This window comes from Mesorhizobium sp. P160187 (assembly GCF_057766425.1).
This window is the reverse complement of sequence record NZ_JBYMDX010000003.1, coordinates 2,435,069-2,448,677: the sequence shown is the minus strand read 5'-3', so window position 1 is coordinate 2,448,677 and position 13,609 is coordinate 2,435,069. Positions and strand designations below refer to the sequence as shown.

Annotated in this window: 11 protein-coding genes; 2 read left to right on the top strand and 9 right to left on the bottom strand. The window is 63.6% G+C overall.

The genetic code is table 11. The features are described 5' to 3' along the window. Window position 1: 1 nt before the first annotated feature. Window positions 2-2,161 carry a hydantoinase/oxoprolinase family protein gene (locus AC3CCE_RS15285; RefSeq protein ID WP_352624057.1) on the bottom strand — a complete coding sequence of 720 codons (2,160 nt, stop codon included), beginning with the start codon at window positions 2,159-2,161 and terminating at the stop codon, window positions 2-4. 109 nt (window positions 2,162-2,270) lie between these two features. Here AC3CCE_RS15285 and AC3CCE_RS15280 point away from each other — a divergent pair, with 109 nt between their 5' ends. Next, complete coding sequence (locus AC3CCE_RS15280) at window positions 2,271-3,050, top strand: helix-turn-helix transcriptional regulator (RefSeq protein ID WP_352511076.1); 780 nt, start codon at window positions 2,271-2,273, stop codon at window positions 3,048-3,050. Between the two features lie 19 nt (window positions 3,051-3,069). Here the strand turns inward: AC3CCE_RS15280 and AC3CCE_RS15275 are convergent, their stop codons facing one another. The 8 genes from AC3CCE_RS15275 to AC3CCE_RS15240 form a co-directional block, all read right to left on the bottom strand. Continuing rightward, window positions 3,070-3,651 carry a DUF1349 domain-containing protein gene (locus AC3CCE_RS15275; RefSeq protein ID WP_023732560.1) on the bottom strand — a complete coding sequence of 194 codons (582 nt, stop codon included), beginning with the start codon at window positions 3,649-3,651 and terminating at the stop codon, window positions 3,070-3,072. 14 nt (window positions 3,652-3,665) lie between these two features. Next, window positions 3,666-5,105 carry an aldehyde dehydrogenase family protein gene (locus tag AC3CCE_RS15270; RefSeq protein WP_023732561.1) on the bottom strand — a complete coding sequence of 480 codons (1,440 nt, stop codon included), beginning with the start codon at window positions 5,103-5,105 and terminating at the stop codon, window positions 3,666-3,668. Window positions 5,106-5,270: 165 nt separating this feature from the next. Continuing rightward, window positions 5,271-5,756, bottom strand: a complete 486-nt coding sequence (locus AC3CCE_RS15265) for a hypothetical protein (protein ID WP_023694218.1) — start codon at window positions 5,754-5,756, stop codon at window positions 5,271-5,273. 100 nt (window positions 5,757-5,856) lie between these two features. Next, window positions 5,857-6,738: an ABC transporter permease gene (locus AC3CCE_RS15260; protein ID WP_352624060.1), complete on the bottom strand. Its 882-nt coding sequence runs from the start codon at window positions 6,736-6,738 to the stop codon at window positions 5,857-5,859. After that, window positions 6,735-7,694, bottom strand: a complete 960-nt coding sequence (locus tag AC3CCE_RS15255; protein ID WP_352624062.1) for an ABC transporter permease — start codon at window positions 7,692-7,694, stop codon at window positions 6,735-6,737. Before AC3CCE_RS15255 ends, AC3CCE_RS15260 begins: the two co-directional genes overlap by 4 nt. 37 nt (window positions 7,695-7,731) lie before the next feature. Continuing rightward, complete coding sequence (locus AC3CCE_RS15250; protein WP_023738076.1) at window positions 7,732-9,375, bottom strand: ABC transporter substrate-binding protein; 1,644 nt, start codon at window positions 9,373-9,375, stop codon at window positions 7,732-7,734. Window positions 9,376-9,410: 35 nt separating this feature from the next. Next, the gene (locus tag AC3CCE_RS15245) at window positions 9,411-10,187 is read right to left on the bottom strand and encodes a DUF427 domain-containing protein (RefSeq protein ID WP_352624064.1); all 777 of its coding nucleotides are present in this window, start codon (window positions 10,185-10,187) and stop codon (window positions 9,411-9,413) included. A gap of 15 nt (window positions 10,188-10,202) precedes the next feature. Continuing rightward, window positions 10,203-11,561: an LLM class flavin-dependent oxidoreductase gene (locus AC3CCE_RS15240; RefSeq protein ID WP_352624065.1), complete on the bottom strand. Its 1,359-nt coding sequence runs from the start codon at window positions 11,559-11,561 to the stop codon at window positions 10,203-10,205. A 191-nt stretch (window positions 11,562-11,752) separates the two neighbouring features. Here AC3CCE_RS15240 and AC3CCE_RS15235 point away from each other — a divergent pair, with 191 nt between their 5' ends. After that, window positions 11,753-13,555 carry a dipeptide ABC transporter ATP-binding protein gene (locus AC3CCE_RS15235; RefSeq protein WP_352624067.1) on the top strand — a complete coding sequence of 601 codons (1,803 nt, stop codon included), beginning with the start codon at window positions 11,753-11,755 and terminating at the stop codon, window positions 13,553-13,555. Window positions 13,556-13,609: the final 54 nt, after the last annotated feature.

Below are 13,609 nucleotides of genomic sequence, written 5' to 3'. Positions count from 1 at the left end.
TTCAAGAATGGGTGTAATGCAGCAGCGTCCACTCATCGACGTGGACACGGTCCTGCGGATGAACAACGAGCGTGGTGGCGGGATGTTCGATGATGGCCGGACCAATCACCTCATGGCCGGGCTGCAGTAGGTCCATCTCGTAGAGATTGGCCTTGTGCCAGCGTCCCCCGATATAGGCCTCGCGCACGCCCTTGTGCGCTGCTGCCGGGGCCGACTTGCCGAGCGGGCGCTTCAAGAGCACCGGCTTGACCTTGTCGGCGGTGGCGATCAATCCGAGCTCGGTGATGGTGAAGCCGGCTTCGCCATAGCGCGAAACGCGATGGTTGACCTTGGCGTAGACCGCCTCGAACTCGTCGATGACCCTGCGCATGTCGTCAGCCGAATTGACCTCGGCAAGCGGTGCCATGACCTCGACATCCTCGAGCTGGCCGGTGTAGCGCATCATCAGGAACGGCACGGTCTTGATCTTGTCTCTGATATGGCCGTCGCTGATCATCTCGTCGACCGCCGCCTTGGTGAGATCATTCCAGACGTCGGTGACCTTCTTGCCGAAAGCGAGCAGCTCGTCATCGCTTGCGCGGGCGCCGATGTCGTGCTGCGTCGAGACCGAATGCCGACGCATGAAATCGGCGGTGGTGCAGCCGAAGGCCGAGAAGGCGGCGGCAAACTGGAAGGTGATGATGTCCTTGAAGCCGATGCCCCTGGAGCAGCCGGCCAGATGCAGCGGACCCGAGCCGCCATAGGACAGCAGCGTGAATTCCGAGGGATGGATGCCCTGGCCGGAGATGACCCGGCGCAGCGCGTTGTTGGCATCGGCTTCCAGCATGTCGATCATGCCTTCGGCAGCCTCCTCGACACCGACGCCAAGGATGCTGGAGCATTTTTCCTCAAACGCTTTGCGCGCCTTCTCGACCTGCAAGACGACCTTGCCGCCGAGGAAATAATACGGGTTGAGGCGGCCTAGTATGGCGTCGCAATCGGCGATGGTGGGTTCAGTGCCGCCCTTGGCGAAGCAGATGGGGCCGGGGTCGGAACCGGCGCTTTCCGGCCCGAGCGAGACTTTCTTGGTCAGCGGGTCGACCTTGAGGATCATGCCGGCGCCGGCGCCGATCGTGTCGAGATGCAGCGTCGGCACGTTGAGCTTGAAACGGTCCATCAGCGGCTCGTTCTCGATCCGCGTCTGGCCGCGCGAAATCACGCCCATGTCGAAGGAGGTGCCGCCCATGTCCGAGCAGATCAGGGAGTCGTTGCCGATCAGCTTGCCGACATAGGCCGCGCCGAGAATGCCGCCGATCGGACCGGAGATCATGGTTTCGTGCAGGCGCGGGTGGTTGATCGAGGTCAGGCCGCCAAAGGACAGCAGCGTCTGCACGCCGTATTTGAAGCCGTATTTCTTCGAGACGTCCTCGATACCCCTAAGCTGCTTGCGGCCGCGCGACGTCGCGTAGGCTTCGATCAGCACCGAGTTCAGCCGCGACTGTTCGCGGATGACCGGGCGGACCTCGTGGCTGGTGTAGATGAGGATGTCGGCGCCGGCTTTCAGCACCTCCTCGCGGCATATCTCGGCGACGCGCTTTTCGTGCACCGGATTGACGTGCGAGAAGATCGTCATGATGCAGATCGCCTCGACCTTGTCGGCGATCAGCTTCCTGGCTGCAGTCGCGACCTCATGCTTGTAGAGCGGCAGCACGATGTCGCCGAACTGGTCGATGCGCTCGGTGACGCCATGGGTGCGACGGCGCGGCACCAGCGGATCGGGATGATGGTGGGTCACCGCATGCAGCCGGTCGGCATAGGAATAGTCGGCCCAGGCCTGCAGGCCCCGACCCATCAGGATCATGTCTTCCAGACCCTTGGTGGTGATCAGGCCAAGCCGGCGCCCGGTGCGCGACAACAGCGTGTTGAGCATGCCGGTGCCGGAATAGAGCACGACGTTGACGCCGGAGAACAGCTGCTCCAGCGAGATGCCCCAGGCGTCGGCCGCGTCTTCGGCCGATGCGAGGAAGCCTTCGGCCTCGTTCTTGGGCGTGGTTGCCGACTTGCCGATCTTGAAGTGGCCGTCCTGGTCGACAAGGATCGTGTCGGTCATGGTGCCGCCGGCGTCGATGCCGATGACGATTGGATTGCCGACGATGGGACTGGTGAGGTTGGGTTGTGTCACGGTCGCCTCGGGATTGCTCTAGGATGCTCAAGCTAGATTCCTTGGGCGGCCTTGCGCCATGTGCCAAAAGACACAATGACCGCCGGACCGGGATCGCTGAGAAAAGGGCATGCGCATGGGCAATATCTGGGGGCCGCTCGCCAGGGCGATTGCCGCCACCGGTACGGACAGGCATGTCGACCGCCTGATCGACCTGATCGGCGCCGACATCGAGCACGATCTCGTCACCGTGACCCGATATTCGGCGACGAAGACGCCGGAATTCATCAAGCACCGGCGCTTCTCCGACGAGATGGTCCGGCGCTATCTCGACAATTACTACGTCTTCGACCCGTTCTATGCCTCGTGGCGGCGTGAGCAGAGGCTGGGCATCCTGCCGCTGAAGCGGCTTGCCGATGACGAGGCCAAGCGCGGCCAGTACATAGCCGGCTTCCTGGCGCAGTCGGAAATCTGCGATGAGGTCGGCATCATGCTGGCCGATGGCGGCGACTGGTGCCTCGGCATCTTCCTCGACCGCTCGACCTCCACCTTCAAGGAGAGCGAGATCGCCCTGCTGGACGAGCGGCTGCCGGTGTTCGAGGCCTTGCATGCGCTCGACATCAAGGCGCGCGGCACCGAGTTCTCCCGCACATCGGCGCCGACCGGCCCCGGCGCCTCGCCCCGGCAGGAGCCGACCATCCCGGCGAGCCTGTGGCCGGAGCTGTCGTTGCGCGAGCGGGAATTGGTGCAGTTGATCCTGGCGGGACATCCGACCGCCAACATCGCGGAACGGCTCGGCATCGCCGTCGGCACGGTGAAGAACCACCGCCGCCGCATCTACGAGAAGCTCGACATAACCACCGAACGGGAGCTGTTTTTGCAGTTCTTCCAGCATCGGGCAGACGGTTAGTCCGCCATCGATATGGCCGTCAGTCGTGCAATTGCCTGGAAATCGGCGGGCCGACAGTAAAGCCGGAGAATGTTACCTCAAACCCTTCGCGCTGCGGCGAGCAGCACATCATGCCGACATCGACGGATTTGGAGATCGGGAAATAAGCCAGCCGCACCGGCTTCCACTTGCCATCGGTGGTATCAAGATATTGGATGCGGATCGCCTCGGCATGGCGGGTCAGCCGGATGCGCACGCCGTCGGGGCCGGTGGGAATGCTGAGCAGCGACCAGTCCGAGGTGTCGTTGGTGACCACCACCGAAAAGTAAGCCAGCCCGTCGGTGTATTCGATGCCGGCCTTGATCCAGTGCGTTTCACTCAGCCGCAGCATCAGCCCGGCCTGGTCGTAGAGCACCTTGTAGTCGCCCTTGACGGTGACTTCGGCGCTGAAGTCACCCTCAACCGGACGATAGAGGAAATGGCCATTGTCACGCCAGAAGCCGTAAAAGGTTTCGCGCCAGAAGTCGGTTTCCCCGCCGGTGCGCACATGCACGATGCCATTACCGAAAGCATGGTGCGGCGGCGGGTTGAGCCAGGTCAGTTCCTCTTTCGCCGCTGTCATCGGTTCACCGTCGATTAGCCGGCAAAGGTGTAGGCTGTCTTCACCGTAGTGTAGAACTCCGCGGCATAGCGGCCCTGCTCGCGCGGGCCGTAGCTCGATCCCTTGCGGCCACCGAACGGGACGTGGAAATCGACGCCGGCGGTCGGCAGATTGACCATCACCATGCCGGCCTCGGAATTGCGCCGGAAATGCGTGGCATGCTTGAGGCTAGAGGTGCAGATGCCGGAGGTCAGGCCGAAGGGGGTGTCATTGGCAACCGCAAGCGCCTCGTCATAGTCCTTGACGCGAATGACGTTGGCGACCGGCCCGAAGATTTCTTCCCGCGAAATGCGCATGGCGTTGGTGCTCTCGGTGAACAGCGCCGGCCTGAGATAGAAGCCGGGTGTTTCGCGGTCCAGCCGCTCGCCGCCGAAGGCGAGGTTGGCGCCTTCCTGGCTGCCGACGGCGATATAGTCCTCGTCCTGCTTCAGCTGGCTCGCATCGACGACGGGCCCGATCTGGGTCTTGGCATCGAGCGCATCGCCGATGACGAGCTTTTCCAGGCGCTCCTTGAGCGCGGCAACGAAGCGGTCGTGAATGCCTTCGGTCACCACCAGGCGCGACGATGCCGTGCAGCGCTGGCCGGTCGAGAAATAGGCGCCGTTGATGGCGCACTCGACAGCCGTGGCGAGGTCGGCGTCGTCGAGCACGACCATCGGATTCTTGCCGCCCATTTCGAGCTGGAACTTGCGCATGTGCTCGACGCTTGCCGCGGCCACGCGTTTGCCGGTGCCGACCGAGCCGGTAAAGGTGATGGCGTTGAGGTCGGGGCTGTCGAGCATGGCCTGGCCGACCACCGAGCCCTTGCCCATGACCAAATTGAGCACGCCTTTCGGCAGGCCGGCGCGGTGCAAGATGTCGACGATGGTCCAGGCGCTTTCGGGAACGAGTTCGGCTGGCTTGAAGACGATGGTGTTGCCGTGGGCGAGCGCCGGCGCGATCTTCCAGGTGGGAATGGCGATCGGGAAATTCCACGGCGTAATGATGCCGACGACGCCAACGGCCTCGCGGGTGATCTCGACGCCGACGCCCGGGCGCACGCTGGGCACCAATTCACCCGACAGGCGCAGCGTCTCGCCGGCGAAGAAGTCGAAGATCTGGGCGGCGCGGATGGTCTCGCCAATGCCCTCGGCCAGCGTCTTGCCCTCTTCGCGCGACAGCGCGCGGCCGATCTCGTCCTTGCGCGCCATGATCTCGTCCGACGCCTTTTTCAGCACGGCGTGGCGCACCAGCGGCGCCGAACGCGACCAGGCCGGGAAGGCGGCTTTGGCCGCCGCTATGGCCTGCTTTGCCTGTTCGGCGCCGGCCGAGGCATATTCGCCAACGACATCCCCCGTGTTCGAGGGATTGATGTTGCGCGAGCCGGCCTCGCCCACCCACTCGCCATCGATCAGATTTTTACGAAACAGGCTCATGTCGCGGTTTCCTTGTATTGGTTCGCTGGGGGTGCCGTATGCCTGAATTATTTATCAGACAAATGACGACACTGTGAGGGCTGAAATCTGGCTGCGGACTGGATAGCCGATGGCGCGCGGCTATGAAAGCCGCGACCTCAAGATGGACAATATGAAGCGGCCCTGTCAGGTCGGAAAAGTCCAGAACAGGCAAGCCAGCGTCGCCGCGGCGAAGATGACGAAAAACAGGCTCCTGAGCAGGATGTTGCGGCGCAGCTCGTTCATGGTGAAATGGCTGCCAACGATGGCCGCGGCAAACAGGAAACGCCAGTTCAGCAGTGCCCACAGCACGCTGCTCTGTCCGAAGGCCCAGCGGGCGACGAGACAGCCGACAATGGTCGCGAACAAGGCGATCACCGCCCAGAACAGCGCATCCGCAGCATGGGTCAAGACGATGCCGGCGGCGCGGATCGGCAGGATCATCATCAGCATGGCGCCGAAGAAATAGACGGCGGCGAGCGGCAGGAACGAGCCGGCATCGGCAATGCCGTCCAGCCGCCTCACGCCGATCGCGCCATAGGGATAACCGTGCCTAGCCACCGCCAGGCTGAGCGCCATGAGCAATGCGGTGAGCACCGCGACCAATGCGAATGTAATGAGGGCCTTGCTCATGCCGTTCCTTGCTTTGAGGCCCTGTCAGAGCCGAATCACGAGGAACGATTTTAGCGCACGGTCCGCGATTGCGCGTCAGCTTTGCTGAGTGTTCCGCTCTTCACCGGTCGCTGTTTTCGAAGGCGCCCATGCCTTGCGCGATCAGATTGGTTGCCATGACAAGCGAAACGATGGCCGCCGAGTTGAAGATCACCACCCACCATTTGCCGCCGGTCAGGAAGCCGTAGCCGTCGGCGACCGCCAGTCCCCAATCGGCTGAGGGAGGCTGGATGCCGAGGCCGAGGAAGCTCAGCGTGGCGATCGAAAAGAAGGCGTAGCCAAGCCTTGTGACCAGCTCGATGAGGATGGTTTCCCTGACATTGGGCAGGATCTCGAGGAACATGATGGCAAGAGCGCTCTCGCCGCCGAGACGGGCGGCGCTGACATAGTCGCGGTCGCGCTGTTCGCGCACGGCGGCACGCACCGTCCGTGCCACCAGCGGGGCATAGGCGATGCCGATCACAAGGATGACGGTGAGGTTCGATGGCCCAAGCGCGACCAGCGCCATGGTGACGAGGACGATGAAGGGAAAGGCCATCAGCGTGTCGAGCAGCCTGGCGCCGATGGCGTCGATCAGCCCGTCGAAATAGCCGAGCACGAGGCCAAGCACGCTGCCGGCGGCAACGCCGAGCAGTGTTGCTGCCGGCGCGACCAGCAGGATGTCACGCGAGCCGACGACGATGCGCGACAGCACGTCGCGGCCAAGTTGGTCGGTGCCGAACCAGTGCGCGGCATCAGGCGGCGCCAGCATGACGAGGAAATCCTCGGCATAGGGATCGTAGGGCACAAACAGGCTGCCTAACACGGCGCAGCCGACCCAGAACAGCAGGATCAGCGATCCAACGATCACCGAGGGCGGCAGCTGCGAAACAGTCTCGCGGATGCGACTTGCTGCCCGCCAGCCCAGCGTACGGCGCTCCGGCAATTCCATCAGTTCCATCATGGCGACACACGGCGGCGCTGCCGCGGATCGAGCAAGGCATTCACGAGATCGCCTGCCGCGGCCGACAGCACGAAGATGGTCGCCATGACCAGCACGCCGGCTTCGAGCATCGGGAAGTCACGCGACTTGGCGGCGTTGAGCACCATATTGCCGAGGCCCTGTATGCCGAACAGGGCTTCGATGACCACCAGACCACCCAGCATGTAACCGGTCTGGGTCGCGAGCACGGCGATGGTCGGCGTCAGCGCATTACGCAGCACGTGCCGGATGAGTATCTCGCGACGCTCGAGGCCCTTCAGGACGGCGGTGCGCGTATAGTCGGCGGCCAGCGCCTCGATCACGCCGGCCCGCGTCATGCGGGCGATGTAGCCGGCAAGGTTCAGCACCAGCGGCAGCGCCGGCAGGATCAGGTAATAGCCACTGACCCAGAGCCCGGCGCCATCGGGAGCAGCGCCGGTGATCGGGAACCAGTTCAGCCACAGGCCGAAGACGATGAGCATCAGCAGGCCGGAGACGAAGTCCGGGACAATGCCGAAGGACACGCCGGCGAGTACGATCAGGCGGTCGATAAAGCGGCCCTGGTTGAGACCGGCGACGATGCCGGCGCCGATGCCCAGCGGCAGCAGAAAGACGAGGATAATTCCGGCAAGGGCCGCCGAGCGCTTGAGGCTTCCCAGAACGAAGGGCGCCACCGGCAGACGCAGCGACAGGGAGGTGCCGAAATCGCCTGACAGCACGCTGCTGAACCAGTGCCAGTATTGCACGAGCACCGGCTGGTCGGCGCCGAGCTGCCTGTTCAGCGCCGCGACGGCCTCGGCATCGGCGAACGGCCCGAGCATGAGGCGACCGACATCGCCGGGCAGAACCTGCCCGGCGAAGAACACCAGCATGCTGACCAGCCACAGCGTGAGCAGAAGCGAGGCTGCCCGCACCGACACAGTGCGGCCGGTCAGCATCGGATTTTAGTGCCCGGAGTGGCTGGACGTCTCGCAATCATGCCTGGGCGAACGTCACGCGGTCGAGCAGCAGATGCGAGATTGCCGTGAAGCGGACGCCCTCGACCTTCGATGAGACGATCCGGCTATATTGCGAGAAGTAGCTGATGATCAGCGGCGTCTCGTCGAGCAGCAAGGTCTGGATCTTTCCCGCCGCAAGGCGTTGCGCCTGAAGGTCGCGGGCCTTGCCGTATTCGAGCAGCAACCCGTCATAGGCGGGGTTGTTGAAATGCGCGGCGTTCCAGGCGCCCGAGCTCTTCAGCGTGGCATTGAGGAAGATGTCGGGCGTGCCGCGATGGCCAAAATCGGTAATGCCGAGATTGGAATCGAGCCATGGCGACGAGCCGAACTTCGCCGAGCCATAATAGGCGTCCTGCGGCAGCACGTTGAGCTTGATGTCGATGCCGGCCTTCTTGGCAAAATTCTGGATCAGCACGGCATAATCGGGAATGTCATAGGCGCGCTCGGTGGTCAGCGTCACCGGGAAGCCGTTCGGCACGCCGGCTTCGCCAAGCAGGCGCTTGGCCTCGGCGATGTCCTGCTTGCGCTGCGGCACCGACGGATCGGCCGAGGGGAAGATCGGCGCGAACGGGGTGTCGTTGCCGACGATAGCGCGGCCCTTGAGCAAGCCCTTGACCACCGCCTCGCGGTCGATGGTGAGCGCCAAGGCGCGGCGGATGCGCTTGTCGGTGAACGGCGCCTGGTCGGTCCGCAGATGCACCTCGTCATGCGAACTTGCCTGCACGCTGAGCAGCTTGAAGTTGGGATTGCCCTCGATCGCCAATTCCAGCCGGGTCGTGCTCGGGATGACGTCGAGCTGGCCGGCCTGCAGCGCCAGCACCTGCGCCTGCTCGTCGTCGAAGAACTTGATTTCGACGCGGTCGGGCAGCGCCTTGTCGCCCCAATAGTCAGGGTTGCGCACGAAGCTGGCGCCCTGCTTGGGGCGGAAGGATTCGAGCTTGAACGGGCCGGTGCCGTTGAAATTCTTCTCGAAATCGCCGGCATAGTCGGCCGGCAGGATGACGGCATTGTAGACGTCGGACGAGACATAGAAGGGGAAGTTGCTGTTGGGCCCGTCGAGATCGAAGGCGACTGTCTGGTCGTCGACGACCTTGGCGCCGCCCTTGGACAGGATGCCCTTATAGGCCGACAAAGCGGACGAACCGCTGGCCGGATCGACCAGCCGCTCGAAGCTCGCCACCACATCCTTGGCGGTGACGGTGCGGCCGTCGTGGAATTTTACGCCCGGCCGCAATTTGAAGGTCCAGCGGCTGGCGGTCTCGTCGGCCTCCCACGACAGAGCGAGCTTGGGCTGCAGACCGTCCTTGGGATCGTCGAGGATGAGATATTCGCCGACCTGGCTGATGACGCCGATGCTGGCCGGATCGGTGATGGAGACGGGATCGATCGCCTTGGTCGGCTGTCCGAGCCCAACGCGGACCGTGCCGCCGGCGCCGGCAGCGCGCGCCGTGCCGAAACCAGCAAGTCCCTGCGAGGCGGCAAAGCCGGTGAGGCCGATCAAGGCTGCGTATTTCAGCAGATCGCGGCGCTTGAGGAAGCCGGCCTGGTGCTCATCGACGGCGACGTTCCAGATGTCGCCGGACAGATTGCGAAGCGTATCGATGTCGTTGCGTTTGGTCATTTTGAAACCCCTGTCTGAAATGACTGTTGAATGGCTTAAGCGACTGGTTCGCCGTCGAGATGGATGCGGTCGACGGCTTGCGGGTAGAAGGCGATGAGGCCCTTGATCTTGGGCATTTCGGCAATGGGATCGCGGTAGCTCCAAGCGATATCAGGGCTCACCGAGCCGTCGGCGCGCAGGCCCGACCAGTAAGAGGCGATGCCCTTGTAGGGACAGCGCGTCGTGCTGTCCGAGGCGACCAGACGGTCGAGCCTGACATCGTCCGGATGCAAATAGAAACGCGTCGGCAGATGCGTTTCGAACAGCAGCACCGGGCGATGGCTGTCGGCGATCACTTCGCCGTCGAACCAGATCTGGACGTGACTTGAACTCTGCAGCACATCGATGCGTGCGTATGGATCGCGGGCGTGGACGAAGACTTCTTCCTCCTCCTCGAACCATTGGTCGACCGCTTTCCAGGTGAAGGCGATGCGTCCGGCCAGCGGCGACAGGCTTTCATCCGGCGGCGCGACAAGCGACCAGGCCGCGTTGGGCGAAGCTTTTTCTCCCGTCTCCAGGTTCCAATAGGTGGTTTCGCCACCGACGGGATGGGGCTGGCTATGCTCGGACGGCTTCAAGAGCGAGCGGTCCACCGAGGATGCCGGGAAGAAATAGATCGGCAGGAAATGGTTGGAGCGCAGCACCAGGACGTTGCGGCTGTCGGCGATGGTGCGGCCGGCGAATTTGACCCGAATGCGCTTGGGGCTGTGCAGAACATTGATGAGCTGCGGAGCCGTGGCTTCGCGGGGCTGGAGTTTTGGCGCTGCGGTCATACCAATTGCTCCAAGTCAGGATACGGCGCGCACATTGTCGCGCTGTTCGGCGAAGCGGTTGGCCGGCCGCGCCAGGCCGAAACGGTCCCGCAGCGTCCCCGGCGCATATTCGGTGGGGAATACGCCGCGGCGCTGCAGTTCCGGCACGACCTGCTCGGCAAAATTCACCCAATCCTCCGGCAGCAGCGGGAACATCAGGTTGAAGCCGTCGGCGGCACCTGCCTCGAACCAGTCCTGCAGCTGATCGGCGATCTGGTTCGGTGTGCCGACGACGGTCGGCACCGAACCGCTGTTGGCGAGCTTGCGAGCGATCTCGCGCAGAGTGAGGTTCTGCTTCGACCATTCCTTGACTCGATTGAGCGAGGTGCGGCCACCATTGAATGTGCTTTCGTCCGGCAGCGGCGGTAGCGGGCCGTCCGGCGGGAAGACTGAGAGATCGACACCGCTCCAGCTCGAGAGAAGGTCGATGCCGACCCGATCGGGAAGCAAGCTCTGCAGATACTCTTGCCGCTCGCGTCCCTCTGCTTCGGAAGCTGCGACGATCGGCAGGATGCCCGGCAGGATCTTGAAGCTCTCGGGCTTGCGGCCGTAACGGGCGAGGCGCTCGTTGATGTCCTGCCTATATTTGATGCCGTCTTCCTTGGTGCTGTAGATGGCAAAGTGCGCATCGGCGTGCGCGGTAGCGAAATTCTTGCCGTCTTCGGACGAGCCGGCCTGGACGATCAGCGGATGGCCCTGCGGCGGGCGCGAGACATTGAGCGGTCCGCGCACCTTGAAATGCGGGCCCTTGTGGTTGATCGCATGGACCTTGTCGGGATCGGCGAAATAGCCCGATGCCTTGTCGATCAGTAGCGCCTCGTCTTCCCAGCTGTCCCACAGCGCCTTGACGATATCGAGGAATTCGGTGGCGCGCTCATAGCGAAAGGCGTGCTCGATATTGCCGTCGCGGCCGAAATTGCGGGCCTCCTCGTCCATGGCCGACGTCACCACATTCCAAGACGCCCTGCCCTTGCTGATATGGTCGAGCGAGGCAAACATGCGGGCGACATTGTAGGGCTCGCTGTAGGAGCTCGAGGCGGTTGTGATGAGGCCGATATGCCTGGTCACGCCGGCAAGCGCCGACAACAGCGTCAGCGGTTCCAGGCGGGCATTGGCGTAATGGGCTACGCCGCTCTGTACGGAATCCCAGATCGCGACATGGTCGGCGACGAAGATCGTATCGATCCTGGCGCGCTCGGCAGACTGGACGAGATCGCGGTAGAAGTCGAAGTCGAGCACTTCGCGGCCGGGCGCGCGCGGATGGCGCCATGACATACGATGATCGCCCTGCGGGTTGAAGAAAAACGCGCTGAGGATCATGTGGTCGCGTGCCATGTCGGCCTCCTTGCAGAACTGCTCCAAGGGACCGTCGCGACGCCTCGACCGGCTGCGACAATCTCTCCTGAGCGATGAAAGGTAGATTGCGCTCCAGCTTAATTCGAGTAATTTTATAGAGATTGTGCGGCGCGAAAGCGGAAGCGATTGCCCTCGAAGACCGCGCCGAAAGAAAGTGGTTTCAGCAAGACATGTCGTCATCGGTTCTGAACGTCGAGCAGCTCACCGTCGCCTATGATGGACGCCGGGGATCGCATCCGGCCGTCAACGGCGTGTCGCTCGCCATCGGCGAAGGCGAAGCGCTCGGCCTTGTCGGCGAGTCCGGATCGGGCAAGAGCTCGGTGGCTCTCGCTATTCTGCGCTATCTGCCGCGCAACGCCCGGATCGCCGCGTCGGCGCTCGAATTCCAGGGTCGCGAGATCCGCAGTCTCTCCGGCGAGCAGCTTCGCCGGCTAAGGGGCGATCGCATCGCGGCTGTCTACCAGCATCCAGGTGCGGCACTCAATCCGGCCATGACGATCGGCCGGCAGATCACCGAAACGATCATGCGGCATCGCCAGGTTCGGCAGGACGAAGCACGCACCCGCGCCGCCGAACTGCTGAGCCGTGTCAGGGTGAGCAATCCGGAACGGGTGCTCGATCTCTATCCGCATGAATTGTCGGGCGGCATGCAGCAGCGCGCCAACATCGCGATTGCCATTGCGCTCGACCCGTCGCTGCTGGTGCTGGACGAGCCGACGACGGCGCTTGACGCCAGCGTCCAGTCCGAGATCGTCGCCATCCTGCAGGACTTGCGCCGCGATCACAAAACCAGCGTTCTGCTGATCAGCCATGACATCAACATGGTCCGCCGGGCCTGCGATCGGGTGGCCGTGATGCAGTCGGGGACGGTGGTCGAAAGCGGCATCGCCAACGATGTCTTCGAGAACCCTGTTCACGCCTACACCAAGGCGCTGATCGCCTCGATCCCGGCGCTCAACTTCACCAAGCGCGACGGCAGGCTGGCCGAGATGCACACAACCAGCCCGTCGAAGCCTGTCCGCAGCGATCAACCGGAAGCCGCACGTCCGATCGCCGTCGCCTGCAAAGGCATCAGCCACGCCTTCGGCTCCCAGGCCGTCCTGCACGATATCGACCTGGAGATAGCCCAGGGCGAGACGTTCGGGCTGATCGGCGAATCCGGCTCCGGCAAGTCGACATTGGCAAGGATCGTGACTGGCCTGCAGACGCCGGACGCTGGGTCGGTCGAACTGTTCGGCAGCACTGTCGCGCCGCGCGTCGAGAAAAGAAGCCTGAGCGAACGGCGCGACGTGCAGATGGTGTTCCAGTCACCCGACCGCACGCTCAACCCGCGCCAGCGGATCGGCAGGATTCTGGGCCGCCCGCTGCGGCGGCTGGCTGGGCTGCGCCGCAACGAAATAAAGCAGCGTGTCGGCGATCTCGTGGCCTCGGTTCGTCTTGCCGCTACGACCGTCGACCAGAAGCCGAGATCGCTGTCTGGTGGCCAGCGCCAACGGGCGGCGATTGCGCGCGCCTTTGCCGGCGTGCCGAAGCTCGTGGTGTTGGACGAGCCGACCTCTGCGCTCGACGTTTCCGTGCAGGCGACCGTGCTCAATTTGCTCAACGACCTGCAGCGCGACAAGGACACCACCTATCTGTTCATCAGCCACGACCTAAGGGTGGTGCGCTATATGGCCGACAGGATCGGCGTGCTCTATCGCGGCCGGCTGGTCGAGACGGGGTCATCCGAGCAGATTTTCCGTGGCCCCAACCACCCCTACACGAAGCTGCTTCTGGCCGCATCCTCGGATGAGACGGCGCCGAGGGCTCCGGCTCAGCTCCACGTCGCGGCACACGATGCCGAGACCTCCGGATGCTCCTTTGCCGCGCGCTGTCCTGTCGCGCTGCCCGATTGCCGAAAGGCGCAACCACCCGTCAGGCAGGCCGGCGACGGTCATCTGATCGCCTGCTGGAGAGACGCAAGCAGTCTCTGATTGCGAAGCGGGCAACTGACAAGCCTGCCTTCGAAGAGATGTCCCCCGGCCGAT

What these genes read in the sequence shown, in the direction of transcription:
- AC3CCE_RS15280 (WP_352511076.1), top strand. Translation starts at nt 2,271, where the DNA reads ATGCGCATGGGCAATATCTGGGGGCCGCTCGCCAGGGCGATTGCCGCC.
- AC3CCE_RS15275 (WP_023732560.1), bottom strand. Translation starts at nt 3,651, where the DNA reads ATGACAGCGGCGAAAGAGGAACTGACCTGGCTCAACCCGCCGCCGCAC.
- AC3CCE_RS15270 (WP_023732561.1), bottom strand. Translation starts at nt 5,105, where the DNA reads ATGAGCCTGTTTCGTAAAAATCTGATCGATGGCGAGTGGGTGGGCGAG.
- AC3CCE_RS15265 (WP_023694218.1), bottom strand. Translation starts at nt 5,756, where the DNA reads ATGAGCAAGGCCCTCATTACATTCGCATTGGTCGCGGTGCTCACCGCA.
- AC3CCE_RS15260 (WP_352624060.1), bottom strand. Translation starts at nt 6,738, where the DNA reads ATGATGGAACTGATGGAATTGCCGGAGCGCCGTACGCTGGGCTGGCGG.
- AC3CCE_RS15255 (WP_352624062.1), bottom strand. Translation starts at nt 7,694, where the DNA reads ATGCTGACCGGCCGCACTGTGTCGGTGCGGGCAGCCTCGCTTCTGCTC.
- AC3CCE_RS15250 (WP_023738076.1), bottom strand. Translation starts at nt 9,375, where the DNA reads ATGACCAAACGCAACGACATCGATACGCTTCGCAATCTGTCCGGCGAC.
- AC3CCE_RS15245 (WP_352624064.1), bottom strand. Translation starts at nt 10,187, where the DNA reads ATGACCGCAGCGCCAAAACTCCAGCCCCGCGAAGCCACGGCTCCGCAG.
- AC3CCE_RS15240 (WP_352624065.1), bottom strand. Translation starts at nt 11,561, where the DNA reads ATGGCACGCGACCACATGATCCTCAGCGCGTTTTTCTTCAACCCGCAG.
- AC3CCE_RS15235 (WP_352624067.1), top strand. Translation starts at nt 11,753, where the DNA reads ATGTCGTCATCGGTTCTGAACGTCGAGCAGCTCACCGTCGCCTATGAT.